26 protein-coding genes and 1 riboswitch are annotated in these 25,661 nt (G+C 37.9%); of the genes, 15 read left to right on the plus strand and 11 right to left on the minus strand.

Annotated elements, in window-relative coordinates:
- The first annotated feature begins 24 nt into the window (after nt 1-24).
- Nucleotides 25-300 carry a hypothetical protein gene (locus IGJ63_RS03250; RefSeq protein WP_002361374.1) on the plus strand — a complete coding sequence of 92 codons (276 nt, stop codon included), beginning with the start codon at nt 25-27 and terminating at the stop codon, nt 298-300.
- Nucleotides 301-358: 58 nt separating this feature from the next.
- Here the strand turns inward: IGJ63_RS03250 and IGJ63_RS03255 are convergent, their stop codons facing one another.
- Nucleotides 359-964 carry a hypothetical protein gene (locus IGJ63_RS03255; RefSeq protein ID WP_282860372.1) on the minus strand — a complete coding sequence of 202 codons (606 nt, stop codon included), beginning with the start codon at nt 962-964 and terminating at the stop codon, nt 359-361.
- 120 nt (nt 965-1,084) lie between these two features.
- Nucleotides 1,085-3,307 carry a HelD family protein gene (locus tag IGJ63_RS03260; RefSeq protein ID WP_002379191.1) on the minus strand — a complete coding sequence of 741 codons (2,223 nt, stop codon included), beginning with the start codon at nt 3,305-3,307 and terminating at the stop codon, nt 1,085-1,087.
- A gap of 134 nt (nt 3,308-3,441) precedes the next feature.
- On the opposite strand from IGJ63_RS03260, the gene IGJ63_RS03265 reads away from it, so the two are divergent.
- The 4 genes from IGJ63_RS03265 (at nt 3,442) to IGJ63_RS03280 (ending at nt 6,443) form a co-directional block, all read left to right on the plus strand.
- Nucleotides 3,442-4,212 carry a TatD family hydrolase gene (locus tag IGJ63_RS03265; RefSeq protein WP_002358846.1) on the plus strand — a complete coding sequence of 257 codons (771 nt, stop codon included), beginning with the start codon at nt 3,442-3,444 and terminating at the stop codon, nt 4,210-4,212.
- Nucleotides 4,209-4,793, plus strand: a complete 585-nt coding sequence (rnmV, locus tag IGJ63_RS03270; protein ID WP_002368172.1) for a ribonuclease M5 — start codon at nt 4,209-4,211, stop codon at nt 4,791-4,793. The genes IGJ63_RS03265 and rnmV overlap by 4 nt, the downstream gene beginning before the upstream one ends.
- A gap of 18 nt (nt 4,794-4,811) precedes the next feature.
- The gene (rsmA, locus tag IGJ63_RS03275) at nt 4,812-5,699 is read left to right on the plus strand and encodes a 16S rRNA (adenine(1518)-N(6)/adenine(1519)-N(6))-dimethyltransferase RsmA (protein WP_002358849.1); all 888 of its coding nucleotides are present in this window, start codon (nt 4,812-4,814) and stop codon (nt 5,697-5,699) included.
- A gap of 126 nt (nt 5,700-5,825) precedes the next feature.
- Nucleotides 5,826-6,443, plus strand: a complete 618-nt coding sequence (locus tag IGJ63_RS03280) for a hypothetical protein (protein WP_002355821.1) — start codon at nt 5,826-5,828, stop codon at nt 6,441-6,443.
- A gap of 49 nt (nt 6,444-6,492) precedes the next feature.
- Here the strand turns inward: IGJ63_RS03280 and IGJ63_RS03285 are convergent, their stop codons facing one another.
- Complete coding sequence (locus tag IGJ63_RS03285) at nt 6,493-7,596, minus strand: ABC transporter ATP-binding protein (protein ID WP_002355822.1); 1,104 nt, start codon at nt 7,594-7,596, stop codon at nt 6,493-6,495.
- A gap of 185 nt (nt 7,597-7,781) precedes the next feature.
- Here IGJ63_RS03285 and mgsA point away from each other — a divergent pair, with 185 nt between their 5' ends.
- Together mgsA and IGJ63_RS03295 are read left to right on the plus strand one after the other, a co-directional pair.
- Complete coding sequence (gene mgsA / locus IGJ63_RS03290) at nt 7,782-8,204, plus strand: methylglyoxal synthase (RefSeq protein ID WP_002355823.1); 423 nt, start codon at nt 7,782-7,784, stop codon at nt 8,202-8,204.
- Nucleotides 8,205-8,270: 66 nt separating this feature from the next.
- Nucleotides 8,271-8,438: riboswitch (THF riboswitch) on the plus strand.
- A gap of 30 nt (nt 8,439-8,468) precedes the next feature.
- Nucleotides 8,469-9,017 (plus strand): folate family ECF transporter S component, encoded by a 549-nt coding sequence (locus tag IGJ63_RS03295; RefSeq protein WP_002385065.1) that lies wholly within the window; start codon nt 8,469-8,471, stop codon nt 9,015-9,017.
- Between the two features lie 51 nt (nt 9,018-9,068).
- On the opposite strand, the gene IGJ63_RS03300 is transcribed toward IGJ63_RS03295, so the two are convergent.
- On the minus strand, nt 9,069-10,835 hold the full coding sequence (locus IGJ63_RS03300; protein ID WP_002361379.1) for an ABC transporter ATP-binding protein: 1,767 nt from the start codon (nt 10,833-10,835) through the stop codon (nt 9,069-9,071).
- Nucleotides 10,825-12,552 carry an ABC transporter ATP-binding protein gene (locus IGJ63_RS03305; protein WP_002364705.1) on the minus strand — a complete coding sequence of 576 codons (1,728 nt, stop codon included), beginning with the start codon at nt 12,550-12,552 and terminating at the stop codon, nt 10,825-10,827. The genes IGJ63_RS03300 and IGJ63_RS03305 overlap by 11 nt, the downstream gene beginning before the upstream one ends.
- Nucleotides 12,553-12,677: 125 nt before the next feature.
- Here IGJ63_RS03305 and IGJ63_RS03310 point away from each other — a divergent pair, with 125 nt between their 5' ends.
- The 3 genes from IGJ63_RS03310 (at nt 12,678) to IGJ63_RS03320 (ending at nt 15,574) form a co-directional block, all read left to right on the plus strand.
- On the plus strand, nt 12,678-13,445 hold the full coding sequence (locus tag IGJ63_RS03310) for a putative ABC transporter permease (protein ID WP_002388868.1): 768 nt from the start codon (nt 12,678-12,680) through the stop codon (nt 13,443-13,445).
- A 248-nt stretch (nt 13,446-13,693) separates the two neighbouring features.
- Entirely contained in the window at nt 13,694-14,914 is a 1,221-nt protein-coding gene (locus tag IGJ63_RS03315; protein WP_002386187.1) for a 3D domain-containing protein, read from the plus strand.
- Between the two features lie 96 nt (nt 14,915-15,010).
- Nucleotides 15,011-15,574 carry a GNAT family N-acetyltransferase gene (locus tag IGJ63_RS03320; protein ID WP_002388935.1) on the plus strand — a complete coding sequence of 188 codons (564 nt, stop codon included), beginning with the start codon at nt 15,011-15,013 and terminating at the stop codon, nt 15,572-15,574.
- 45 nt (nt 15,575-15,619) lie between these two features.
- On the opposite strand, the gene IGJ63_RS03325 is transcribed toward IGJ63_RS03320, so the two are convergent.
- Together IGJ63_RS03325 and IGJ63_RS03330 are read right to left on the minus strand one after the other, a co-directional pair.
- Complete coding sequence (locus IGJ63_RS03325) at nt 15,620-16,144, minus strand: LURP-one-related/scramblase family protein (RefSeq protein WP_002355833.1); 525 nt, start codon at nt 16,142-16,144, stop codon at nt 15,620-15,622.
- A 51-nt stretch (nt 16,145-16,195) separates the two neighbouring features.
- Nucleotides 16,196-17,065 (minus strand): Cof-type HAD-IIB family hydrolase, encoded by an 870-nt coding sequence (locus tag IGJ63_RS03330; protein ID WP_002383369.1) that lies wholly within the window; start codon nt 17,063-17,065, stop codon nt 16,196-16,198.
- Between the two features lie 133 nt (nt 17,066-17,198).
- On the opposite strand from IGJ63_RS03330, the gene IGJ63_RS03335 reads away from it, so the two are divergent.
- The 5 genes from IGJ63_RS03335 to IGJ63_RS03355 all read left to right on the plus strand — a co-directional run bounded on the left by IGJ63_RS03335 (nt 17,199) and on the right by IGJ63_RS03355 (nt 20,548).
- Nucleotides 17,199-17,879, plus strand: a complete 681-nt coding sequence (locus IGJ63_RS03335; protein WP_002363309.1) for a uracil-DNA glycosylase — start codon at nt 17,199-17,201, stop codon at nt 17,877-17,879.
- Between the two features lie 156 nt (nt 17,880-18,035).
- Complete coding sequence (gene pta, locus IGJ63_RS03340; RefSeq protein ID WP_002355836.1) at nt 18,036-19,019, plus strand: phosphate acetyltransferase; 984 nt, start codon at nt 18,036-18,038, stop codon at nt 19,017-19,019.
- A 141-nt stretch (nt 19,020-19,160) separates the two neighbouring features.
- Nucleotides 19,161-19,655 carry a tRNA (adenosine(37)-N6)-threonylcarbamoyltransferase complex ATPase subunit type 1 TsaE gene (gene tsaE / locus IGJ63_RS03345; RefSeq protein WP_002387026.1) on the plus strand — a complete coding sequence of 165 codons (495 nt, stop codon included), beginning with the start codon at nt 19,161-19,163 and terminating at the stop codon, nt 19,653-19,655.
- The gene (locus tag IGJ63_RS03350) at nt 19,648-20,169 is read left to right on the plus strand and encodes a GNAT family N-acetyltransferase (protein ID WP_002366315.1); all 522 of its coding nucleotides are present in this window, start codon (nt 19,648-19,650) and stop codon (nt 20,167-20,169) included. Before tsaE ends, IGJ63_RS03350 begins: the two co-directional genes overlap by 8 nt.
- 169 nt (nt 20,170-20,338) lie before the next feature.
- Nucleotides 20,339-20,548 carry a hypothetical protein gene (locus IGJ63_RS03355; protein ID WP_002355840.1) on the plus strand — a complete coding sequence of 70 codons (210 nt, stop codon included), beginning with the start codon at nt 20,339-20,341 and terminating at the stop codon, nt 20,546-20,548.
- 73 nt (nt 20,549-20,621) lie between these two features.
- Here IGJ63_RS03355 and bopD read toward each other — a convergent pair whose 3' ends face one another.
- From bopD to IGJ63_RS03375, 4 genes are read right to left on the minus strand one after another with little or no spacing between them, the layout of a single operon-like run.
- The gene (bopD, locus tag IGJ63_RS03360) at nt 20,622-21,632 is read right to left on the minus strand and encodes a LacI family transcriptional regulator BopD (protein ID WP_002358859.1); all 1,011 of its coding nucleotides are present in this window, start codon (nt 21,630-21,632) and stop codon (nt 20,622-20,624) included.
- A gap of 23 nt (nt 21,633-21,655) precedes the next feature.
- On the minus strand, nt 21,656-22,663 hold the full coding sequence (locus IGJ63_RS03365) for an aldose epimerase family protein (protein ID WP_002378115.1): 1,008 nt from the start codon (nt 22,661-22,663) through the stop codon (nt 21,656-21,658).
- A complete protein-coding gene (pgmB, locus tag IGJ63_RS03370) occupies nt 22,653-23,321 on the minus strand; it encodes a beta-phosphoglucomutase (protein WP_438745934.1) in 669 nt (222 codons plus the stop codon). The genes IGJ63_RS03365 and pgmB overlap by 11 nt, the downstream gene beginning before the upstream one ends.
- Nucleotides 23,314-25,608 (minus strand): glycoside hydrolase family 65 protein, encoded by a 2,295-nt coding sequence (locus IGJ63_RS03375; RefSeq protein ID WP_438745936.1) that lies wholly within the window; start codon nt 25,606-25,608, stop codon nt 23,314-23,316. Before IGJ63_RS03375 ends, pgmB begins: the two co-directional genes overlap by 8 nt.
- Between the last annotated feature and the right edge of the window lie 53 nt (nt 25,609-25,661).

The raw sequence follows: 25,661 nt of genomic DNA on the forward strand, positions 1-25,661 counted from the left end.
GTGATTTGATGTGGGGGAAGTTTGATGGCTTATCATAAATTTAAATTTTATGAGCAACGAAAAAATGATCCTAAATGGCGTCCGTATTATTTAGAAGCTATGAGAGTAAGGGAACAAGCACGGCTAACAGTTCAACGTAGAAAAAGAAGGGCAAGAATTAGAACCTTTTTAGTGGTTGCGATACTGGTTATTTTAGTTTTTCTGTTATTGGCTCATTGGACTTATTCACAAACAAATGAACTCTCTTTCTCCAGTTTTATCGACGTCCTAAAATCGAAAATCAACGAATTTTTAAATTAAAAGAATCGAAGAAAAGCCTAGAAAAAATCATTTGCGATTTTTCCTAGGCTTTTCTATTTTAGAGTTTCACTTTTTTAGGTATTCGTTTTTTACCAAAACGGCCTTTCGTTAGGCGACTTGGTAAAATGATCAGTAAGAGTGAAAAAGGGACACTAATAATTTGCCACGTGAGTAAACGGCCTAAGCTATTATTTTTATAGAGCCACTCTAATATAAAATGCAGCCCTAAAATACTTAACAAAGCCAAGCCTGTCAGGAAATAAGGCGTTGATACCCAGTCGGTCGTTTTCAAGAGACTAAAACCTAAAGGAATTAGATAAAAGTAAGCACTTGTTAAAGTAATCCGCCAACTTTTCATAACAGTGCCTAAATTAATTATAAAAAAAAGTAAAGATAGGACTAAAGCAAAAGGTGGAAACAAAGCCACTAACGCCGAATAGATGGTTCCCCAGACGAGCATTAAGGGACCTTTAACAATAGCGGCAATAAGTGTAAACAAGCCAATTAGGAGTAACTGCTGTGTCAGTGAGCCAAAGGTTAGCAAGCCAAATAAAATAAGCAGTAGCCAGTGCCAAATGGTTTGTTTTTGTTGTTTTCGCTCAATAGTTACATTTTTTTGGATAGAGGTTTTTAAAAAATTTTCTAAATCAGGTGATTGTTTCACCTTCTCACGCTCCTCTCAACTTAAGAGACAACAAACGAGTAGGTCTGCTAATTAAAAAGCAGTACCTACTCGTCTATTATAAGTGGTTTTTCTAAAAATAAAATCCGCCTTAAGTCTCAGTTACCGGGCTGCCAAGTAAGGTGTAAACCATTCAGAAAGTGTGCCGGTATAAGGTAAAACGACCCGTTTCATTCCACGAGAAATAGCAGTATACAGGATTTTTTTATCTCGTTTATTGTCGGAATAACGATTAACATTTGGGTTATGAAGAATTACATTATCAAATTCTAGACCTTTTGCCATATCAATTGATAAAACTTGCAGTGACGGATGTTCTTCCAATGAAAGAGAAGCACTAAGTTCTTTTGTTAATTGTTCTTTTTCTGCAAATGTTTTAGTAATAATGGCGGTGCTTTCTTTCGGATCAAAAGTTGCAATGGAAGTGACGATTGCTTTAAGATAGTCAGACGCAGAGTCACAAGGAATAAATGTCGGCTTTTCTCCATCATGCCGGATGGGCACAATGGTTAATTGCTCTGGTTGAGTGCCTAATGTTTGGAAGAGTCGTGTAATTTCTTTACTTGAACGGTAACTGTTTAATAATTGATACGTTCCAACAGAACGGCTAGTTTCGTTAACCAATAAATCATGAGCTTCAGAAAATTCAATGGCTGTATTAAAAATGGCTTGATTTTCATCACCAGCTAAAGTAAAACTAGCTTTAGGGAAAAGTGTCAGCAGTAATAATAATTGGGCTTCTGTATAATCTTGGACTTCATCGACTAGGATAAAAGCCATTTGCTGGTTGGCGAGGTTTTCAATAAATGCATGTTTCACCAAAATAAGGGCCACAATTTCATCGGCTGTGAAAACAGCTGTCTCTTTTTGATACGATTTTTCAGTGAATAAAGAATAAAACGTTTCAAAAAAGGCCCATTGATCTAGCCAAGCATCATTTTTGATAGCGGCAGTGATAGAGCGATATTTTTTCTTCAAACGTTTTAAAGCAAAATCAGCCAGATGTTTTTCATTATCTTCGGTAATCACTGTGCCAAAATAACGAACTTGTTCAGCTTCTGTTAAATCTTGGAATTGATCCAACATTTTTTTAGAATGGGCTTGTTTTAATAGATAACGTGTCCAAAGACTGGTTAATTTTTCTTTTGTGGCTGAAATTCGTTGGCGAATACTCAAGTCAGCTGGTGTTTCTTGATAAAGTTTAAAAATTGTTTCTGAAGTAAATAAGGTCTGCTTTTTAAAAGTTAAAGGACGGAAAAAATGTGGCTGCACAACCGCTTTTTCAGGATTGCTTAAAAGAAACGTTGCAAATTCTTTTGAACGAATAACGTGCTCTTGCTCCGTTGCCTCAGAGCGAGTAATGCGTTCGAAATAGTCCGTTTCTTCTTCCATTGGCCATGCTTCTTTGGTAGTGAAGCGCAAAAATTGTAAAAGAGTCAAATTCAAGGGATTTCGTTCGCCTAAATTCGGTAAAACTTGAGAAATATAATCAATAAATGTTGAATTTGGTGAAAGTAATAAAATATTATCCGCTGTAATTTCTGCTCGATGTTGATAAAGTAAATAAGCAATCCGTTGCATAATCGCAGACGTTTTCCCACTACCAGCAATCCCGTTGACTAGTAGGAGTGGCTGCGTTTCGTCACGAATTATTTGATTTTGTTCTTGTTGAATGGTTGTCGTAATGTCCTTCATATAAGGAGAAGCATCTTCTTCTAAAGAATGCAATAACACATCATCTTGAATCGCAATGGTTGTGTCAAAATAGTTGATTAATTGATCTTTTTCAATAATTAACTGTCTTTTCAAATCAAGTTGTACAGGAATGGTTTGTTGATGTGCCATGTAGGCTGTTTTTCCTAAAACATTGTCATAAAATAACGAAGCAATCGGTGAGCGCCAATCGTGAATGCGCGTTTCTTCTTCTAAAGAAGTAAAATCGTTTACGCCAATATAAAAGTTTTCTGGCTCTTCAGGGCTGTCTTCAAAAGTCACGCCAATTTTGCCAAAATAAGGAACTTGTAATAGGCGTTTCACTTTGTCTAAATTTTTAGCCGTTGCTTCATTTTTTAAGTTCCACTGATCAATTTCACGGTTCTTCATTTCCAACATGGCAAACGTTTCTAGATTATCGGCATAACTATCAAAATTCAGCTTAGAATCGCGACCAAATTCCTCTAGCATATGTTTGCCATCTTTCATTGTGTTCGCCAATTGCTCTTCGTAAACTTTTTTAGCCGCTTGCAGCTCATGATAAACCGTTGTTAAATGCTGTTGTTCATAAATTTTTTCATCGGTCATGGAGATTCCTCCTTTTAATAACATGACTGAATAGTATACGTTACTTTTAGCATAAATGCAAGCGCTGTTTATGAGGAAATGGCGAATCTTGTCGCCTAGTCATTCAGATTTTTCAAGAAATATGATAAAGTAGAGAGGAGATAAAGGAGGCAATCATAATGATTTTTGATACACATACACATTTGAATGCAGAACAATTTAATGATGATATTCCAGAAACGATTGCACATGCCCAAGAATTGGGTGTTACAGAGATGGCCGTGGTCGGTTTTGATGAACCAACGATTGAAAAATCTCTTTTACTTAGTCAGGAATATGCCAATATTTATAGTATCATTGGTTGGCATCCAACAGAAGCGGGTAGCTATACGCCAGAGGTTGAACGACGATTACAAGAACAATTAACGTTGCCAAAAATTGTAGCATTAGGTGAAATCGGTCTTGATTATTACTGGATGGAGGATCCTAAAGAGGTGCAAGAAAAAGTCTTTCGCCGTCAAATTGCGATTGCTCGGGAAATGAATTTACCGTTTAGTGTGCATACGAGAGAGGCATTAGAAGATACCTATCGAATTTTAAAAGATGAAAAAATTTCAGATATTGGTGGAATCATGCATAGTTTCAGTGGCGATGCTGAGTGGATGAAGAAATTTTTAGATTTAGGTTTGCATATTTCTTTTAGTGGCGTCGTAACGTTTAAAAAGGCGTTGGATGTTCAAGAAGCGGCGATGGCGGTACCACTTGAACGAATGTTGGTGGAAACAGATGCACCCTATTTAGCCCCTGTTCCTTATCGTGGTAAACGGAATGAACCAGGCTATACGCGATACGTAGTGGAAAAAATTGCTGAATTACGACAACTAACCTTTGAAGAAGTGGCAGAACAAACGAGAGTCAACGCTCATCGCTTGTTTCGGATAGATAAATGAAAGAAAAAATGAAAGTTGCAGAAATCATTGTCGTTGAAGGAAAAGACGACACACGCCGCATTCAAGAGGTAGTTGCAGCGGATACGATTGAAACGATTGGCTCTGCTATCAATGATGAAATTTTGACACAAATTGAACACGCACAAGAAACGAGAGGCGTGATTATTTTTACAGATCCAGATTATTCGGGCGAAAAAATTCGTAAAACAATAATGGAAGTCGTTCCTGATGCAAAGCATGCTTTTCTATCAAGAAAAGTTGCAGTGCCTAAAAAAAATGGCGGTAGCCTAGGGGTTGAACATGCTAGTGATGAAGCAATTATTGAAGCCTTAAAAAAAGTCGTAACACCTGTTCAAGCTGGTGAGGACTATCAAGAAATTCCTAGACAAACACTAGTTGAATATGGTTTAATAGCGGGAGCAAATGCAAAAAAATACCGTGAATTATTAGGAGATGACCTAAGAATTGGCTATACAAATAGCAAACAGTTAGTCAAACGGTTAAGCATGTTTCGGATTACAGAAGCAGAATTGAAAGAAAGCATGACACGTATTTTAAAAGAACTTGCAAACGAAGAATAACTACATGGAGGAACAAGCGTGACGGACTATAAAGAAATTGCCACACCATCCAGAACCAAAGAAATACTAAAAAAGCATGGATTTTCATTTAAAAAGAGTTTAGGTCAAAATTTTTTGACAGAGCCTAATATTTTAAGAAAAATTGTAGAAACAGCGGGAATTAATCAGCAGACAAATGTTGTCGAAGTCGGGCCTGGAATTGGTGCATTAACAGAGCAATTAGCGATGAACGCGGCACAAGTTGTGGCTTTTGAGATTGATGATCGCTTGATTCCTGTCTTAGCAGATACCTTAAGTCGCTATGATAATGTAACAGTGGTGCATCAAGATGTTTTAAAAGCTGATTTGGTCGAGACAACCAACCAAGTTTTTCAAGAGAAGTATCCGATTAAAGTGGTGGCTAACCTACCTTACTATATTACTACGCCAATTATGATGCATTTTTTAGAATCTTCTTTAGATGTAGCTGAAATGGTTGTGATGATGCAAAAAGAGGTCGCTGATCGAATTGCTGCTAAACCAGGAACGAAAGCTTATGGCTCATTATCAATTGCTGTCCAATATTTTATGGAAGCAAGTGTCGCCTTTATTGTGCCAAAAACAGTTTTTGTGCCGCAGCCCAATGTTGACTCGGCGATTATTAAATTGACGCGCCGTGCTACACCAGCAGTGACAGTGACCAATGAAAAAGAATTTTTCAAATTAACCAAAGCCAGTTTCCAATTAAGACGTAAAACATTGTGGAATAACTTAACGCATTTTTATGGGAAAGATGAACAAACGGTGGCTTGGCTAAAAGAGAGCCTAGCTGAAGCAGAAATTGATCCTTCTAGACGTGGTGAAACATTGTCTTTAGAAGAATTCGCTCGTTTAAGTAATGCTTTAGAAAAAAATAAACCAGTATAAAAAAGAACTTTCTGTTATTTATGAGAAATAACAGAAAGTTCTTTTATGTGTCTTGACACATTGCGGCTGTTCAGCTACACTTGAGAAAAACAAAAGGTGTCATGACACCTTTAGGAGGCAGTTTTAATGAAAACAAACTCAGTAAAACGTTTAACAATTTCAGCACTTTTAATTGCAATGGGGATTATCATTCCAATGGTTATGCCAAGAATTACCATTGGTCCAGCCAGTTTTACGTTAGCAAGTCACGTCCCAGTTTTTATTGCCATGTTTATTTCTCCAGTGGTGGCAATTGCGGTTAGTCTAGGAACAGGTTTTGGTTTTTTCTTATCCGCAACACCGATTATTGCTTTGCGGGCCTTATCTCATTTGATTTTTGCAGTCATTGGCGCAGTGATTTTACAAAAGCATCCAGAAATTTTAATCAATAAAGAGGGGAAATTCACTTTATTAAATGGGAAATTACAGTTGTTTAACGTGGGAATTGGAGTGATTCATTCCGCTGCCGAGCTAGTGGTTGTTTCTGTATTTTACACAATGGGCAACTTGCCAGGAACCTATTATACAGCTGGCTTCATGTATTCTATTTTTCTTTTGATGGGCGTTGGTGGATTAATTCATAGTTTGGTGGATTTCAGTATTGCCTACTTTTTAGCAAGTACCTTAAGTAAACATGTAGATATTCCAACTTTTACAGAAGCGAAACAACCCAAAGTGATAAAGAAGAAGGTTAAATTAGCATAAAGAGAAACAATCGAGGCATCCGTCATTGTGACGGATGCCTCGAGATTTTTTATTTAATGACTTCTTCTGTTTGAGGGTCGAAGAAATGTCCTTTGTTAATATCAAAAGCTAAGTCAATCATTTCACCAGGATGGTGGAAGTCACGAGCATCTACTTTTGAGATAAACTCTGTATCACCAATTTTTGTATAAAGCATGGATTCAGCCCCTAATAATTCAGAAACAACGACTTCAGATTTAATCACCGCATCTTTCATTGCTGTTAAAGCCACTTGTTCGCTATGAATATCTTCTGGACGAATACCGAAAATTAATTCTTTGCCTTCATAACCATGTTCAACAAGCTCTTTGTTTCTTCCTTCAGGAATTGCTAGCTTTAAGCCATGTTGGTTAGAAATAACCCCATTGTTTAAGGTAACTTTGAAGAAATTCATGGCAGGTGAGCCGATGAACCCAGCTACGAACATATTTTTAGGTGTATTGTAAACTTCTTTTGGTGAACCAATTTGTTGAATAAAGCCATCTTTCATAATTACGATTCGGTCAGCCATGGTCATCGCTTCGGTTTGGTCATGTGTCACATAAATTGTCGTAGTTTCTAAACGTTGGTGTAGTTTAGCGATTTCAGCACGCATGGCTACACGTAATTTTGCATCCAAGTTTGATAAAGGTTCATCCATTAAAAAGACTTTGGCATCACGGACAATTGCCCGGCCAAGTGCAACACGTTGGCGTTGTCCACCAGAAAGCGCCGCAGGTTTACGTTGTAAGTACTCTGTTAAGCCCAGAATATCCGCAGCATTTTCCACCCGTTTTTTAATTTCAGCTTTATCATATTTTCTTAGTTTTAAACCAAAAGCCATGTTATCAAAAACAGTCATATGCGGGTAAAGCGCATAGTTTTGGAAAACCATGGCAATATCACGATCTTTCGGTGCAACGTCATTCATGACTTTGTCCCCAATTGATAATTCACCTTCAGTAATATCTTCTAAGCCAGCAATCATGCGCAATGTTGTTGATTTACCGCAACCAGAAGGTCCGACAAAGACGATAAATTCACGGTCTGTAATTTCTAAGTTAAAATCTGTAACAGAATAATGTTCTGCATTGTCATATTTTTTATACACATTTCTAAGCGCCATTTCCACCATTTGATAAGTCACTCTTTTCTTTTTGATTTGTTACTCATAGTTTAAATGAAAACGCTATCTTTCAGCAAGGGAGAGTTGCACAAGAAAAAGAAGACTTTTTCGTCAAGGTGACAAAGGGCAAACACTCTCAGCGGATTTATCGATAAACTTTTGTTATAATATAACAAAGACAGGAGTTGGATAACATGAAAATCGCTTTAATCGCTCATGATCGTAAAAAAACATTAATGATCAAACTAGCAACCGCTTATAAACATATTTTAGAAAAACATGAATTGTATGCAACAGGGACGACAGGCATGAAAGTGATGGAAGCAACTGGCTTACCCGTGCATTGCTTTAAATCGGGGCCATTAGGTGGGGATCAACAGATTGGCGCAATGATATCAGAAGACAACATTGATTTAGTTATTTTTTTAAGAGATCCTCTTTCCGCGCAACCGCATGAACCAGACGTGACGGCTTTGATTCGTCTAAGTGATGTCTATGAAATTCCTTTAGCGACCAATATCGGCAGTGCTGAAATTCTTTTGAGAGGTGTCGAGGCGGGGTTTGCGGACTTCCGTGAGGTCATCCATGAAGGGGATCGTCGACCGTTAGCTTTTTAGAGAACCTTAATGGTTATTTTGACTATTTTGTGGTATATTTTATGAGGACTTTTGTCCAAATAAAATAACAGAGTAGGAGACAAAGCGTTAAGTGCTAAAAGGATGGGATGTTGCCTTTTGGACGAAGAACATAAACAGTGTGTTGCTAGAAAGTAAAGGTTCTTACTTTGCTTATCATCAGAACAACACGTTCAGCTTTTTAATGTTCGCGGTTTTGTTTTCGCATTCGCTGCATGGTTCGTCATGTAGCAGCTCTTAGAGGAGATGCTAAAAATGACAAAGAAAAAATTTGGCACAAAATCCATTGCGTTAATGGGCGTACTCATTGCGGTGGTCGTTGTCTTTTCACGCTTTTTTGCGTATGAAACAACGTTTTTAAAAATCAGTTTCACGTTTATCCCAGAATCATTGATTGGGATGATTTTCGGACCTTTTTGGGCTGGAATCGGCACGGCGGTGGCTGATGTGGTAGGAATGTTGCTTTTTCCAAAGGCAGGCTATTTTCCTGGGTTTACTTTAAATGCCTTTTTGGCTGGTGCTATTTATGGTTATTTCTATTATAAGAAAGAAATGACATGGCAACGAGTGATTTTGGCGACATTGTTGGTCACCGTTTTAATTAATATCATTTTAACTCCTTTGTGGTTAAGTTTAATGTATGGCGTCAATCTAGCAAATTTTGCTTGGTGGGTGCCACGCTTAATTAAAACAGTTATTTTCTTTCCTATTCAAGTAATTGCCACTTATTATTTAGGCAATAAAATTCCCTTTAAACGTTTATTTGGAAAGCCATTATCTGAATTAGATCAATAAATTTAAAATTAAAAGAGTCACTTTTCATCATCCCAGAAAAGTGACTCTTTTTTATTGTGCTTTTTGATTAAACTGTGCTTCGTAAAGGTCACGATAATAACCCTGTTCTTTTTGCAATAATTCGTCATGGGTGCCAATTTCAACTACTTGACCATTGTCCATAACTAGAATTTTTTCAGCACTTTTGATTGTTGCTAAGCGATGGGCAATAACAAAACTGGTCCGGCCAGTCATCATTTGTAAAAAAGCATCCTGAATTTTTTGCTCGGTCAACGTATCAACTGAACTGGTCGCTTCATCTAAAATAAGCATTGGCGGATTACTAATCATCGTGCGTGCAATAGTCATTAATTGTCGTTGTCCTTCAGAAATTTTAACGCCTTGGGAACCAATCTCGGTATCTAGTCCTTGAGGTAAACGCATGACGAAATCAAAAATATGGGCTTTTTTCATGGCTTCTATAATTTCTTCGTCAGAGGCTTCAGGATTTCCGTACGTTAAATTTTCCCGAATGGAGCTATCGAATAGCCAAGTATCTTGGAGAACCATACCAAAACTTTTTCGCAAGCTGTCCCGAGTAATTTGAGTAATGTCGTGAGTATCAACCGTAATTTGACCATGGTCGACCTCGTAAAAGCGCATTAACAAATTCACTAATGTTGATTTACCCGCACCGGTTCGCCCAACAATGGCAATTGTTTCTCCTGGTTCAGCAATTAAATTAAAGTTTTCGATTAAAGGTCGCGTCGGCGTGTAAGAAAAATCAACGTCTTTAAATTCAACACGGCCTCGCGCTTCTTTCAAAACAATTGCGTTCGGGGCATCAGGACGTTCAACTGGTTGATCCATCATATCAAAAGTACGTTCCAATCCAGCTAAGGCTGCTTGGATTTGGTTGGTGATTCCTGAGAGTTCAATAAAAGGTTTAGAAAACTGACTAGAGTAAATGGTGAAACTGGAAATAACACCAACTGTGACTAAAGGATTGCCACTTAAAACTAACAAGCCACCGACTAATCCAATCGATAAGTAAGATAAATGGTCGATAAATCGAGAAAGTGGGTTGGTTAAGGAGGAAGAAAACTGAGCCTTCTGTCCTTTTTCATACAACGTTTGATTCAATGCTTCAAATGTTTCTTGTGTAGCTTGTTCTTGTTGAAAGGCTTTAACAATTTTTTGGTTGCCAACCATTTCTGAAACGAAGCCGGAAATTTCACCAACAATCGTTTGTTGTGCAGCAAAGTTTTTTTGTGAAGCTTTTGCAACAAGCCAGTTTACAATAAAAATAATCGGCGTACTGATAAGAACCACTAATGTGAGCAGGGGACTTAGCCGAATCATAAAGAGCAAAGCAACAACGACGGTGGCCATGCCAGAAAATAATTGGTTGAAGACAGCCGAGCAAGCCATTGAAATATTGTCAATATCGTTGGTAAAGCGACTGACGATATTTCCGTGTGATGTTTGGTCATAATAACTTAACGGTAATTGATTTAAATGGGCAAAGGCGTCTTTTCTCAGCTGTGTGGTCGATAAATAAGACACGCGATTACCGAGACGTTGAATCAGCCATTGACTTAGAACGGTTACGAGTAAAATCCCTGCTAATAAACCTAAAATTTTGATGAGTTGCGCAGCATTGACTTGTCCTTTACCAACCATTGTATCAACGGATTTACCTATATAATAAGTCATGAGGACAGTCGAAAAACCACTGAGAATTCCTAGGATTAAGGCGCCAATAATTTCTTTTGGATAGCGTAGTAAATACGGCTTAAAACGTGAGAAGGCACCAAAATGAATTTTTTTAGTTTGCATGGGTATCCTCCTCCTGTGACGCAACGATTTCTTGATACTCTTTAGAAGAAGTAAGTAATTCTTCGTGGGTGCCAAGGCCAGCGACTTTTCCACTATCTAGGACTAAAATTTGATTCGCCGTAGCAATCGAACTCACGCGTTGTGAAATTAAAATAACGGTTGTCTCTGCTCGTTCTTTTTGTAAAGCACGGCGCAGATTCAAATCTGTTTGATAGTCGAGGGCACTCAAGGAATCATCTAAAATAAGTAAATGTGGTTTCCTAATCAAGGCACGGGCAATAGTCAACCGTTGTCTTTGTCCACCAGAAAAGTTTTTTCCGCCTTCGTTAACAGGCGTGTCTAACCCTTGGTCTAATTGTTCAACAAATTCTTTACATTGGGCGATAGCTAATGCTTCCCAACAGTCTTCATCAGTTGCATTTGGTTTGCCCCATTGTAAGTTTTCTCGAATAGTCCCTGTAAATAAGACGGCAGTTTGTGGAACACTTGCAACTTGTTGGCGTAAAGTAAAGAGCGGCCAATCGCGCACATTTACACCATTAATAAAAAGGTTTCCTGCACTCACATCATAAAATCTGGGAATGAGTTGGGTTAAGGTACTTTTCCCGCTGCCGGTAGGTCCTGTGATGCCGAGAATTGAGCCTTTAGGAATCGTAAAATTGATATTTTCCAAAGCCAAACCGGCCTCTGGTTCATAGCGAAAATCTACATGGTCAAAGGTAATATCACCAAATTGTGGAGATGTTTTTGCTGATTCTGGTGTATCTGTTAACTGGCTTTCTACAGTTAAAACCTCATTGACACGGTTTGCGGAAGCGGCAGCTCGCGTAAAAATTACCACGAGATTAGAAGCAACAATTAAAGCGAGCATCATTTGATTCATATAATTGATCAATGCTAAAACTTCCCCTTGTTGCAGGGAACCGAAAGAAACTTTTAAGCCACTAAAATAAAGTAAAAATAAAATTCCAACATTCATAATCAAAGTGGTTAAAGGCGTTAATAAAGCAGAGACATTCGATACACGAATGTAAATATCGCCTAAATCATCTGAAGCTTTATCAACATGTCGTTGCTCTGTTTCCTTTCTAGCAAACGCACGGATCACACGGACACCGCTTAAATTTTGACTAATTTGACGGTTTAACCGATCCAAATATTCTTGGACTTTTTGATATAAAGGCACAGTCACTTTAATGATAATAAAGAGAATAAGGCTAAAAATTGGTAAAAGTAATAGGAAAAGAAAGCCCATCTGCACATCAATGTAAAAAGCCATGACCACAGAACCAATACTTAAAAAAGGTGTCCGAATGACCAACCGAATAAACATCGCTAAAGCCAATTGAAGCTGGTTGATATCGTTTGTGATCCGAGTGATGAGGGTATCTGTACCAAAACTATTTAATTCTTTGTGTGAAAGCTGATTAATTTTCTTCATTAATTGATTTCTTAGCTCCGTCCCAAAACCTTGCGAAGCGACTGAAGCATAATATTGACAAATCATGACAAAAAATAAACCAACTAACGACATAACAAGCATCCAGAGGGCCATTTCTATGACAGTCTGTCGGTCGTTTTGACGAATACCGACATCGACTAAGTGAGCCATGAATAAGGGCAAGACTAACTCGAAACAAGCTTCTAAAAATTTGAAGACTGGACCGAGGATAATTTGTTTTCGATAATTTTTTGCGTATTTCAATAAACCAAACATAAGATTCCTCCCTTTGCTGCTCTCATTGTAGCCTAATCTTTCAATGAAAGAAAGTTGTTCGCTACATTTTCTCAACTTCTGTTAAAATAGAAGAAAAGCGCAAAGAAGTGGAGTGTGACAGAAACGTGGAAAAAATGAGTCAGGTTATTTTGTTATTTTTTATTTATTCCTTTATCGGCTGGTTATGGGAAACGGTGTATTGTTCATTAAAAGCTAAAAAATTTGTTTATCGAGGATTTTTGGTAGGGCCCTATTGTCCTATTTATGGATTTGGGGTCTTAAGCGTTCTCTATTTTGTGGAACCCTTTGAAAACAATCTCTTGGTATTGTATGTCGGATCGGCTGTTTTAGTGACGATTTTAGAATATGTCACTAGTTATGGCTTGGAAAAACTGTTCCATGCCTCTTGGTGGGATTATCATGATGTACCTTTTAATTTAAACGGTCGCGTGGCTTTACCGGTTTCTCTTTTTTGGGGATTGGGTTGTGTCTTGATTGTCAAAGTTATTCAACCAGAAATCGCCAAAGTTGTCAGTTTTTTACAAGCAACCTTTGGCAACTACTTAGCACTTTGCATAGTGATTGTAATGGGGCTTGACTTAATTTATACGTTGCTGAACATGCAAGGTTTCAAAAAACTTATTACCGAGATGGGCCAAACGTTGGAAACGAACCAACAAGAATTTAAGCAACGGTTGAACACAAAAATGGAAATAGCTACCGCTGATTGGCAGAAGTTAAAAGAACGAACCAAAAAAGAGTATTTCCAAAATCGGTTAAATTTCCAACAACGTCGTTTTATTAACAATTACCCAAAACTAACTTTAAAAAACATTAAAAATTCCAAAGAAGTTCGGCATCTCTTAGAAGATTTGAAGAAAAAGGGCCAATAATTAACAAAAAATATTACAAAATATTTCAATCAATGGTCTAATGGGATAAAAAAAAGAAAAATCGTCAAAAGCTAGTTTTTAAGGCGTCTTAAGAAATTCTTAAAGAATTGAGATAGAAATGGACTAATGAATAAACGCAGGATAAAAAAAGAGTTGCATTTAAATTGTAACAAATTGTAACATGATTGAAATAAAACAAGCCCTCCTGACTAGTATAATGAGTAGGTGTTTTAGATAAGTTAGGAAAGGTGTTGGATTTAGTGAAGGTTAAAAAGTTGATACCATTTTTAACAACAATGATGCTTATCAATTTTGGACTTCCAGTCGCTGCGGCAGCAGAATCACTTGATTCGTTGCAAGAAAAAGAAGCGCAAGCGAAACAATCTGGGGAGTTAATTAGTAAAGAAATCAATTCAGCCTTAGACGATGTAAATGCTAAATATGCGGAAATCGAACGTTTAAAAACGCAAATTTCGAAAGCGGAAGATACGTTGAAAACTTCGAAAGAGGAAATAGAAAAAACAGAAAAAAATATTTCTCGTCGTAAAGAAGCTGTTGGCGATCGTATGAAGGATATTCAATTAAATGGCGACCAACGTACTTGGCAAGCCTTATTAGATGCAGAAAATTTATCAGATTTCTTTAATCGGGCCTACGCCATGACCGTTTTACAAAACTTTGAACGGGAAAAGATTGAAAGCTTAACTAGCGAAAAAGAAAAGTTAGCTGCATTACAAGAAAAAGTTGAAAATACGCAAACAACTTTAAAACAAAATGAAGAGAAATTACAAGTTGAAGCTTCTTCAATGAATAATAAAGTCTCTGAGTTAAAAGAAAAAATGGCGAATAATGAAGAATTATTGGCTCAAATTTCGACAGACAAACAGAAAGAGCAACAACGCTTAGTCAGCGAAAAAGCAGCAGCTGAGGCACAGAAAAAACGTGCGGCAGAAACTGCCAAAGCAGAAGCAGCGAAGAAACAAGCAGCTGCCGACAAACAAGCGCAAGCAGATGCGGCGGCTAAACTAGAAGCCGAAGCTGCTGAAGAGTCAAGCAGTCAAGCATCAAGCTCTTCAACAAGTACGGAAAGCAGTAGCACTGAATCTTCAAGTTCAGCTAGTTCATCCGAATCGTCATCAACGACAGAATCATCGACAGGCGAATCATCAACACCAGGAACTGGCTCTGGTCGTGTGCTTCAGATGGAATCAACTGCTTATTCTTGGCGCGAAGCTGGTGCAAGTAATCTAAGTGCTACTGGTATTGACTTAAGTAAAGAAAGCAATGTAGTTGCAGTCGATCCAAGTGTAATTCCTCTAGGTTCATTAGTGAAAGTCTCTGGTTATGGCTTTGCTATTGCTGGGGATACAGGTGGCGCTATTCAAGGAAATATTATTGATGTTCATTTTGATTCAGTAGACCAATGCCGTCTTTGGGGACGACGTCAGGTTACAGTAGAAATTCAATAATAAATTTGTTATACTAAAGACAAGATAAAAGGAATTGGCTAAGTCAGTAATGATAGTAGCCAGTTCTTTTTTAGTTAAATGTAAAGGAGAATTACAATGATTCGCTCGGCAACAAAAGAAGACGGTAAAGCGATTGCTCGGCTGGTCTTAGTTATTTTAAAAGATATGGAGTTACCAATTTTAGAAGAAGTCTCAGAAGAACAAATGATTGACCTATTAGCAGAGGCAACGGCGTATCCAACCTATCGCTATGGCTATCAACGAATTTTAGTTTATGAACATGCAGGTGAAGTTGCAGGGATTGCTGTCGGCTATCCTGCAGAAGATGAAAAGATTATTGATGAACCTTTAAGAGAAGTCTTTAAAAAACATGGCTTAGCAGAAGATGTTCGGCTATTTATTGAAGAAGAAACCTTGCCTAATGAATGGTATTTAGACACGATCTCTGTGGATGAACGTTTCCGTGGAATGGGAATTGGTTCTAAGTTATTAGATGCTTTACCTGAAGTAGCCAAAGCTAGCGGGAAGCAAGCCTTGGGTCTAAATGTTGATTTTGACAATCCAGGGGCGAGAAAGTTATACGCAAGCAAAGGCTTTAAAGATGTCACAACAATGACTATTAGTGGTCACTTGTACAATCATATGCAAAAAGAAGTGTAAAAATAACGAAGCTAAAGTCAATCACTTTAGCTTCGTTATTTTTCATTAATCCGTTAAAGGATCAAAATCTAATCCAAAATCATCGGAAGTTTTTTGTTTTTTCTTATTATATAACCAGTAGTCAAGGACAGCTGCTATGCAGATGCACAACGGTGCGTCCTCATCATTGGCAACAGTTAAAACAAAATAGTCGCCTGTACAAAGCATGGTTTTATCCATTGACATGATTTTTTTATGGACTTGATAAATTGAATATTGGTGCGCTTTGATATCCCCAACAACTGCCCAGTGAAGGCCTTGAACATAATAGAAATCAGCATTCAAATTGAACAGTTTTCGTAGAGTACCCACTTTTTCAAAACGCTGATATAACTCAAATCGTGTACCAAAAGTCCAAGAAACTTGTTTAATACTGGCTAAAATTTCTCCGTTCATTGCATATAAAGAAAGCGCATCTCCTCGTGTGCCCCAGCGCCCCACCAATAGAAAAAGTGAACGGCCTGCTTGGTCTTTCACGATGGTTCGCGTAACTTTTCCTAACTGTTGTTCTTGAATAAAAAATTCAGACACGACACGATCTCCTTTCTATATATAAATGAGTGCTGTAACTGGTAGTGCTTATTACAAATCTTCTCTTATTGCACGCAGGATGGCTTCGCCAACACCATTTTCTAAATTAGTGGCTGTTTCATATTTAGCATATTCTTTTAATTCCAGTTCGGCGTTGCCCATTGCAAAACTTACCCCAGCCCATTGAATCATGCTGACGTCATTTAAATTATCACCAATAGTCATGACTTGTTCAGCGGGAATCCCACGTTCTTTAGCGACGCGCGCAACCGCAATCCCTTTTTGTGCTAGGCGGTGGTTAATTTCAATATTATTAAGCGCAGAAGAGGTAACAACCAAATCATCTAGTTCTTCTACTTCCATCCCAGCAGGACCTAATACTTTCGGCCCATCCATACTGAAGCCAATAATTTTAAGGACTTCAATCGAATCATCTTTTAAAATGTCGTCTAAACGATCAACATAGGTAATATGCAATAAAGATAGGTGTGCTGAAGCCATGGCGATCGCCACTTTATAAGTTAAATGGGGCATGGATTCTGCAATATGAGCGGCAAAGTTTTCAATTCTTTTTTCTTGATGTTCAGAAAAAATACCTTTATTTGTAGAGATTTCATAGTAAACATTGTGTTGACTCAAAATAGTTAGTACTTCTGTTACTGTTTCTTTTTCGATCCCAGCCGTGAAAAGTGAGTGTCCATCTTTGTCGAACACTTGGGCGCCGTTTAAAGTAATCATGGCGCAGTCAATTCCAGCTTCTTCTAACGCGGGTTTCGCTTCGGTATATGCGCGGCCAGTAGCAACCATAAATTCGATTCCTAAACGTTCCGCTTCGCGAATTGCTGAAGCGTTATCATTTGTGATGCTCATTTTTGCATCTAAAAGTGTTCCATCCATATCTGAAGCAATTAATTTAATCATCGATTCTCTACACCTCATTATCTATTTAAAGCTTACCTATAGTTTACCACGTTTTTCCAAGAGAAAGTACCCAGAAATTTCTTGTCAGGTTTGGAGAAATTCGTTATGCTTAGAGAGCGAAGGAGTGAGCATTATGAAAGAAATTATTCACAATAGTTGGCAAACCGTTTTATCTGCTGAATTTGAAAAACCGTATTATCAAGAATTGCGGGAATTTTTGAAAAAAGAATATCAGACACAAACGATTTATCCAGATATGTATCATTTATTTTCAGCGTTAGAACTAACCCCTTTTGAAGAAGTAAAAGTAGTAATTTTGGGACAAGATCCATATCATGGACCCAATCAAGCACACGGACTAAGTTTCTCTGTCCAGCCAGGTGTGAAAGTGCCGCCATCTCTTGCGAATATTTACAAAGAATTACAAGCTGATTTAGGATACCAACCCGTCAACCATGGCTTTTTAGAAAGCTGGGCCAAACAAGGCGTGTTGTTATTAAATACTGTGTTGACCGTTCGGGCAGGTCAAGCCTATTCCCATCGAGGTAAAGGGTGGGAGCAACTGACAGATGTCATTATCGAAAAGTTGAATGAGCGTGAAAAACCCGTTGTTTTCATTTTATGGGGACGTCCAGCTCAAGAAAAAATTAAAATGATTGATACGACTCGGCATGTGATTATCAAATCGCCACATCCAAGTCCATTGTCAGCACATCGTGGTTTTTTTGGCTCACGTCCGTTTTCTCAAGCGAATGCCGCTCTAGAACGTTTAGGGGAAACGCCGATTGATTGGCAACTTCCTGAAACAGTGTAATGTAACAGTGTATGCTGTTATAGTGTAGATGAGTTAGTTTGTGAAAAGTTTATCGGATTATTGGTTTTTTTTGACTAATACAGCTAGAAAAAACTGTTATTTTCTTTGAGAATAGTGTATGATGGATTTTGTAAATATAAAACTGGAGGGTTTATCGTGGAATTATTCGATAGCTTAAAATTTAAAGTCGTACGCCGTAATATCAAAATTGTTTTCCCTGAAGCAACAGATCCTAGAATCTTAGGTGCTGCTGCCCGCTTAAAATCTGATGAATTAGTAGAACCAATCTTAATTGGTGATCCAACAGATATCGCAAATGCTGCTATGGCTCGTGGAATCAACACATCAAACTTTATTATTATCAACCCAAATGATTATGAAAAATGGGATGAAATGGTCGAAGCATTTGTTGAACGCCGTAATGGAAAAGCTACTAAAGAAGATGCTGAAAAAATCTTAAAAGATGTCAACTATTTCGGTACTATGTTAACTTACATGGGTATTGCTGATGGTATGGTTAGTGGTGCTATCCACTCAACAGGTGATACAGTTCGCCCTGCGTTACAAATCATTAAAACAAAACCAGGCGTGAGCCGTACAAGTGGTGCTTTCTTAATGATTCGTGGTCGTGACCAAGAAAGATATTTATTCTCAGACTGCGCGATTAACGTGAACCCAACTGCACAAGAATTAGCTGAAATTGCTGTTGATAGTGCCAAAACAGCTGAATTATTTGACATTGAACCAAAAGTTTCATTGTTAAGTTTTTCAACAAAAGGTTCTGCAAAAGCACCAGAAGTAACAAAAGTTGCTGAAGCTACAAAAATTGCGCAAGAATTAGCACCTGAATATGCGATTGATGGTGAATTACAATTTGATGCTTCTTATGTATCTTCTGTTGCACAATTAAAAGCGCCCAACTCAAAAGTTGCTGGAGAAGCAACAGTCTTTGTATTCCCAGATTTACAATCAGGAAATATTGGCTACAAAATTGCTCAACGTTTAGGTAACTTTGAAGCAATTGGCCCAATCTTACAAGGATTGAACAAACCAGTTTCTGATTTATCACGTGGTGCAAACGAAGAAGATGTTTATAAATTATCAATCATTACAGCTGCTCAAACATTAATGAACGACTAATTAACTATGTCGAAGCATGATAAATAAGCAAAGTAGAAGTTGAGGTTCCCAGGACACTTGGGCCTCAACTTTATTTTTTTGAAGCTGCCACTAGTCAACTTATTGAATTTTCGGTATACTTTCATACATAGATTCTTGCAGATGGGAGGCAAAAAAATGAATATTGTCCTGAACAATCCATTGGAAACAGAAGCAATTGCTAAAATCATTGGACAAAAGGCACAAGCTGGTGATGTAATTGTCCTGACTGGTGATTTAGGGGCCGGTAAGACGACAATGACGAAAGGGATTGCTTTAGGATTAGGCATTTCCCAAATGATTAAAAGTCCCACCTATACGATTATCCGCGAATATCCACAAGGACGACTTCCGTTATACCATATGGATGTTTACCGTGTTGAAGAGGGTGCGGATGAATTAGGGTTAGATGAGTATTTTGAAGGAGATGGGCTATCCGTTGTAGAATGGGGCAGCTTGATTGAAGAAGAATTGCCAGAAGATTATTTAGAAATTATTTTAAATAAAGATTCTCAAGAAGCGGACAAGAGAGTTCTTGAATTCCGCGGAACTGGTCCATTGGCAGAAGAAAGAATAGCAGAGATTCTGAAAACGTGGGAGGCTCGCGAATATGACTGAACAAACATTTTCTATTCGAGAAGCAGTGCCTACTGATGCGGATCAATTACTATCTGTGATGTCAAAAATTGGGAGTGAAACGCCCTATTTGGTGATGGATGAGCGAGGAATGGCCATGTCGACAACAGAATTGGCTGAAAATCTAGCAACACTCTATGAATCGCCAAATAATGTTTTATTGGTGGCATTAGCGGGAGAAGCGATCATTGGCACCGCTTCTGTGTCTGCTTCTTCTAAAAAGCGGATGGAGCATATTGGTGAAATTGGCATTAGTATTTTAAAAGAATACTGGGGCTATGGACTAGGCAGTATCCTAATGGAAGAACTTATTCGCTGGGCGCATGAAAGTCATGTTATTCGTCGCTTGGAATTAACGGTACAGGATCGCAATCAACGAGCGATTCATGTCTATAAAAAATTAGGGTTTGAAACAGAGGCAATTATGCCTCGGGGTGCCAAAACAGACCAAGGTGAATTTTTAGATGTTCATTTAATGCGTTTGCTGATTGATTAATTATTGGTTAATAATTTTAATTTCTTAAATAATCGAACGATAATTGCATGAAAAAACAAAATTTTCGCAATTATCGTTTGTTTCATATTTATTTTTCTGATATTTTTGTTATAATTATAGAAGAATTTAACGAAAAAATGAAAATTTATTTTGGGAAGGAATGTAAGAAATGGCGAAGGCAACGAAAATGAATGTTAACTATCGAGAGTCGATCTTGGATCGTGCGTATCGTTTAGAGCTAATAAAAAAAGATGAGTATGCAAAACATCAAGAAAAATTATCATTATTAAATGAAAAATTGTCTGACGGGGAACCAGCTCAATTTGATGCAAAAGAAGAAACGTTTTGGAAAAAAATTTCGCAAAAAGTTATTTTATAAAAGTAATACATACGAATAAGAGCGTACACATAGAAAGAAGCGTAAGCAGTGTTAAACTGCTTACGCTTCTTTTTTAATGAATAGGAATAACTGTTTCACGCTTAATTAATTTGTGAGGAATAACGAGACGGACACCATTCGTCAATTCTTCATGGATTAATTCATATAATTTTTTCATCGCCATTCGACCTAATTCTGACGTGTCGATGTCAATGCTTGTTAGATAAGGATGTGTCAATGTTGAAAAGATTGAGTTGTTAAAACTAATAATGGATAACGTTTCAGGAACTTGATAACCATAGATTTGCGCAAGTTGCATCGTCCGCAAAGCAAAGATATCATCAATCACCACCAACGCCGTGGCATTATTTTGATGAAGAATGTCATCAAAAGCCATGTAATCTTCAGGTTTTTCTAACGCAACGCTTGGTAAAACAGTTAATCCTTGCATCATCATTGCTTTTTGATAACCAAAGTAACGTTCAAAGTACAAACTTTCATGCGTTGTATTGGTCACAAATAAAATATTTTTATGGCCGTTTTCAATTAAAAATTCCGTCGCTTGTTTCCCTAATAATTGATTATCATTATCCACGTAAACTATTTCCGTTTCATGTTGGTAAGGTTGACCAATTAAAGTAAAGGGAATGTTGTTTTCATATAAGTAATCAATGACGGGGTCCTTACTATCTGAATACACAAGAATAAAACCGTCCACTTGTTTTTGAAGATGCATTCTTTTAACGTTTTCCAATAGTACATCAAAACTTTTGGCAGTTGCAATAGCAGTAGTCATATCATAAAGACGGGCTTCCTCGTTGATGGCTTCCATAATTTCTAAATAAAATGGATTCCCTAACCGTTCTTTCGAATCTAAAGGAGGTAAAATTACGCCAATGGCACTTGAAATTCGTTTACCCAAATTCCGTGCCGTCATATTTGGCACATAGCCTAAGTCATCCATGACTTTTCGCACTTTCTTTTTTGTCGATTCAGAAATACTTGGATGATCGTTAATGACACGCGAAACGGTTGAAGTTGCAACCCCCGCTTTCTTAGCGACATCTTTTACTGTAATTGCCATTTTTGCCACGCCTTTCTTAGTGATTATAGAAGGTTAAATTGATAAACCGTTTGGTAGGTTTGCTTTTTATTAGCTGGTAATAAAATAGAGCCCCACTGAGGATGATGAACAATGTCTGGATACTCTTGTGGTTCAATTGCTAAGCCATAGTTTGAATGCATCGCTTGTCCATTAATAGAAAATGGAGCCTCAAAACCAGTCGTAGAAAATAATACCATACTTTGGTTCGTTGTTGCTATCGTCATTTTTCTTCCAGAAGTAGGTTCTTGTAAGCATAATTGTGGCTGTCTTAAGTCAGAGCCAACTAAGGGGAAAACATCATCTAACCCGGTTGGATAGCGTTGGAGGATTGTTTCGATAGGTGTCAGTTCATTAAAACGTATGGATAGTTCAGAAGCTGGTAAAATCCGTCCAGTAGGCAGCTTATTATCGTCTAATTCTAACATACCTTGACAGTTCAAAGATAGCAAATGTGACAGAATGTCTAACTTTCCATCGCCAGATAAATTAAAGTAGGCGTGGTTTGTAGGATTAAAAAGTGTTTCCTGTTTACTCCGTCCAGTACTGATCATTCGTAAATGATTATCCTCTAGCTGATAAGTGATGGTGGCCTCAATTGGTCCAGGATAGCCAGAAATGGTATCGGTTAAATGAAAAGCAACGCCAATGATATCTTTTTTTTCAAAGGGCTCGACTGTCCAATATTGAAAAGACCACCCCTTTGAGCCACCATGGATATGATGACCGTCGCTATTTTGTTCTAATATTCCATTTTGCCAATGGCCATTACGAATGCGTCCAGCAACTGGTCCAACAGTGGCGCCAAAAAAGCTTTGATCCTTTAATACATCTTGATACGAATCATACGATAAAAGGATATTTTCCCAATGATTATTTTTGTTTGGCATCAAAAGTTGATGGAGGCGCGCGCCATAATTGAGAAGAACGACTTCTAAAAAGTCGTTCTTCAAAGTAATTTTCTTTAAGTTTGTGTTTGGAATATCGGTTACGGTGATACGATTATCCTTCATGATCAAGCCACACTTTTTTTAAGTAATCAAACGTTAAAGCGCTCGTCTCTGGTACGATGGGCAATCCTTCGCCTAACTCTTCTTTGCGGCCAACGCCAACAGGTTGCGCTCCACTAGCAAGAATCGCTTGAATCCCAGCTTTGGCATCTTCAATGCCAAGACATTCTGCTGGTGTCAAATCAATTTCTTTCGCAGCTAAAATGAAAATATCTGGAGCGGGTTTGCCTGCCTGAACGTCTGCTGGATTAGCAATGGCATCAAAAAGGGGCGTCAATTGCATTTTTTCTAAAAGGAAAGGCCCATTTTTACTTGCAGAAGCCAAGGCGATTTTAATATTGGCTTCACGTAATTCCGTTAATAAAGAAAGAATTCCTGGATAGACATCTTCAGGCGTAATTGCTTGGATCATTTCCAAGTAATAATCGTTTTTCCGTTGCGCTAACTGGGCAAATTCTTCAGAAGAAAACGTGCCTTCTTTTTTTCCGTATTTTAACAGTAACTGCAGAGAATCTTCACGGATTACACCTTTCAATTGTTCGTTGAAAACACGGTCAATGGAAATTCCAATTTCGTTCCCTAATTTTTTCCAAGCGTGGTAATGAAATTCTGCTGTATCAGTAATAACGCCATCTAAATCAAACAAAACGCCTTTAAACATGAACTTCTTCCTTTCTGATCGGTAAAACTAATCGATCTTTTAATGTGTATTCTTGATTGTAAACAGTTAATGGAATTGCAGGGCCGTCGAGTAAAGTGAAGGCCACTTGGTCTGCTGCAACTTCAACAAATAGTAAACGATTCCGATAATTAATGTGGAACGAGTAGGCTGTCCATGTCGCTGGTAAAAAGGGTGCAAATTTTAGTTGTTGATGGTCCGTTTTCATTTGGGCAAAACCTTGCACAATCGCTAGCCAACTACCAGTCATTGAGGTAATGTGTAAGCCATCTTCTGTATCATTATTGTAATTATCTAAGTCAAGGCGCGCTGTTCGTTGATACATTTCCACTGCTTTTTCTTCCATACCTAATTCAGCAGCTAACACAGCATGAATGCTTGGTGAAAGAGAAGATTCATGGACAGTCATTGGTTCGTAAAAGTTAAAGTTCCGGCGTTTTTCTTCTAAAGAAAAGGCGTCATTGAAGAAATAAATTCCTTGAAGAACATCGGCTTGTTTAATGAAACAAGACCGCAAAATTTTATCCCATGACCAATGTTGATTTAAAGGTAGCTCACTAAGTGGTAAATCAGAAACAGGCATTAAATCTTTATCTAAGAAAGTGTCATGTTGTACAAAAATGCCTAATTCGTTATCCACTGGGAAGTACATATTTTCTGCAATGTCTGCCCATTTAGCTAATTCGTCGTCTGCAATTTTGAGCGTTGTTTCTTCTTGGAATTTTAAATAAGACTCACGGGTGTAACGTAGAACCCACGCAGCGATTGTATTGGTATACCAGTTATTGTTGATATTATTTTCATATTCATTTGGCCCCGTTACGCCATGAATCATATATTGTTTATGACGTTGGGAGAAGTGGACCCGATCTGCCCAAAAACGAGCGATTGCCACAAGTACTTCTAGACCAGCATCTTTTAGATAGTCTTCGTCTCCTGTATAGTTGACATAATTATAAATCGCATAAGCAATCGCACCATTTCTGTGAATCTCTTCAAAAGTGATTTCCCATTCGTTATGACATTCGACACCAGTAAAAGTAACCATTGGGTAAAGCGCACCCTTTAACCCTTGTTGTTGGGCATTATGAATGGCTTGAGGCAATTGATTGTGGCGATATTTCAGTAGATTTTTAGTAACTTCGGGCTTAGCCAACGCCAAGTAAAGTGGGACAGCATATGCTTCAGTATCCCAATATGTGGCACCACCATATTTTTCGCCAGTAAAGCCTTTTGGTCCGATATTTAAACGATCGTCTTCACCATAGTAGGTTGAGAAAAGTTGGAACAGATTAAAACGGATGCCTTGTTGGGCTTCGTCATCTCCTTCAATAACAACATCAGCTAATTGCCAACGTTTTGCCCAAGCGGCAGCTTGCTCAGCTTTTGCTTCAGGGTACAAGGTAGTCATTTCTGCAAATAATTCGTTTACTCGTGTGATTTGTTGCGTTTCTGGCACATCACGACTGGTAACGACAAGCACTTCTTTTGTGATGGCGGTCGTTTCGCCTTCGTTTAAAGACACCGTCAATTCTGCGGTTAAAGCCAAGGGCTGTTGTGTATATGTAGGCACAACAGCGGCTCCATCGATGAAATGGCGCATGCCTGCAGTCACTGTGAAACGCTCTATTTCAAAGTTGTTAGGAATGGTCTTAGTCGTAACAAAGCCAAGTGTTTCTTGTGTTTCAATAGCTATTTCTTCCCAAAAATGTTCTTCATAATTGCTGTCTTCATTTTGAACATCGCCATCCAATTTTGAGTGAAGAGTGATTGTGCCTGTACCTTCCAGCATTTCAATTGTTAAGTGGATGTAAGCTGCTTCTTTTTTTTCTAAGCTTAAAAAACGTTCAAAAGAGAAGCGCACTTTATTCTTCGGTGTTTGGATGGTGAATTGCCGAGAAAGGACCCCATTTTGCATGTCTAATTCTAAAGAAAAATCTTCGTAAGGTGTAGTGGCTAAATCAATTGTTTGTCCATCAATTTGTAAGTCCATTGCGATGAAATTAATTGCGTTAATCACTTTACCAAAATATTCAGGATAACCATTTTTCCACCAACCAACACGTGTTTTGTCTGGATACCAAACACCTGCTAAATAGGTTCCTTGATGGTGGTCGCCAGAATAGTGTTCTTCAAAATTTCCCCGCATCCCCATATAGCCGTTGCCAATGCTTGTTAATGATTCTTGTAAACGTAAATTTTCTTTATCTAAGTGTGTAGTACGGATTTTCCAAGGATCAATTTGGAATAAACGTTTGATTTGTTTCATGAGAATCCCCCTCAGTGATTTTATTGATAGGTCTATCATAAACGCAACCGATT

It is taken from the genome of Enterococcus sp. DIV1375a (assembly GCF_051712205.1).
Classification (GTDB): Bacteria; Bacillota; Bacilli; order Lactobacillales; family Enterococcaceae; genus Enterococcus; species Enterococcus faecalis.

Bases quoted from the DNA above. Each gene is read 5' to 3' on its own strand.
- IGJ63_RS03320 (WP_002388935.1), top strand. From the start codon at position 15,011: ATGATTCGCTCGGCAACAAAAGAAGACGGTAAAGCGATTGCTCGGCTG.
- IGJ63_RS03300 (WP_002361379.1), bottom strand. From the start codon at position 10,835: ATGCAAACTAAAAAAATTCATTTTGGTGCCTTCTCACGTTTTAAGCCG.
- tsaE (WP_002387026.1), top strand. From the start codon at position 19,161: ATGGGAGGCAAAAAAATGAATATTGTCCTGAACAATCCATTGGAAACA.
- IGJ63_RS03350 (WP_002366315.1), top strand. From the start codon at position 19,648: ATGACTGAACAAACATTTTCTATTCGAGAAGCAGTGCCTACTGATGCG.
- rnmV (WP_002368172.1), top strand. From the start codon at position 4,209: ATGAAAGAAAAAATGAAAGTTGCAGAAATCATTGTCGTTGAAGGAAAA.
- pgmB (WP_438745934.1), bottom strand. From the start codon at position 23,321: ATGTTTAAAGGCGTTTTGTTTGATTTAGATGGCGTTATTACTGATACA.
- IGJ63_RS03295 (WP_002385065.1), top strand. From the start codon at position 8,469: ATGCTAAAAATGACAAAGAAAAAATTTGGCACAAAATCCATTGCGTTA.
- mgsA (WP_002355823.1), top strand. From the start codon at position 7,782: ATGAAAATCGCTTTAATCGCTCATGATCGTAAAAAAACATTAATGATC.
- IGJ63_RS03260 (WP_002379191.1), bottom strand. From the start codon at position 3,307: ATGTTATTAAAAGGAGGAATCTCCATGACCGATGAAAAAATTTATGAA.
- IGJ63_RS03265 (WP_002358846.1), top strand. From the start codon at position 3,442: ATGATTTTTGATACACATACACATTTGAATGCAGAACAATTTAATGAT.
- IGJ63_RS03330 (WP_002383369.1), bottom strand. From the start codon at position 17,065: ATGATTAAATTAATTGCTTCAGATATGGATGGAACACTTTTAGATGCA.
- IGJ63_RS03280 (WP_002355821.1), top strand. From the start codon at position 5,826: ATGAAAACAAACTCAGTAAAACGTTTAACAATTTCAGCACTTTTAATT.
- IGJ63_RS03285 (WP_002355822.1), bottom strand. From the start codon at position 7,596: ATGGTGGAAATGGCGCTTAGAAATGTGTATAAAAAATATGACAATGCA.
- IGJ63_RS03365 (WP_002378115.1), bottom strand. From the start codon at position 22,663: ATGAAGGATAATCGTATCACCGTAACCGATATTCCAAACACAAACTTA.
- IGJ63_RS03375 (WP_438745936.1), bottom strand. From the start codon at position 25,608: ATGAAACAAATCAAACGTTTATTCCAAATTGATCCTTGGAAAATCCGT.
- IGJ63_RS03250 (WP_002361374.1), top strand. From the start codon at position 25: ATGGCTTATCATAAATTTAAATTTTATGAGCAACGAAAAAATGATCCT.
- bopD (WP_002358859.1), bottom strand. From the start codon at position 21,632: ATGGCAATTACAGTAAAAGATGTCGCTAAGAAAGCGGGGGTTGCAACT.
- IGJ63_RS03355 (WP_002355840.1), top strand. From the start codon at position 20,339: ATGGCGAAGGCAACGAAAATGAATGTTAACTATCGAGAGTCGATCTTG.
- IGJ63_RS03305 (WP_002364705.1), bottom strand. From the start codon at position 12,552: ATGTTTGGTTTATTGAAATACGCAAAAAATTATCGAAAACAAATTATC.
- IGJ63_RS03335 (WP_002363309.1), top strand. From the start codon at position 17,199: ATGAAAGAAATTATTCACAATAGTTGGCAAACCGTTTTATCTGCTGAA.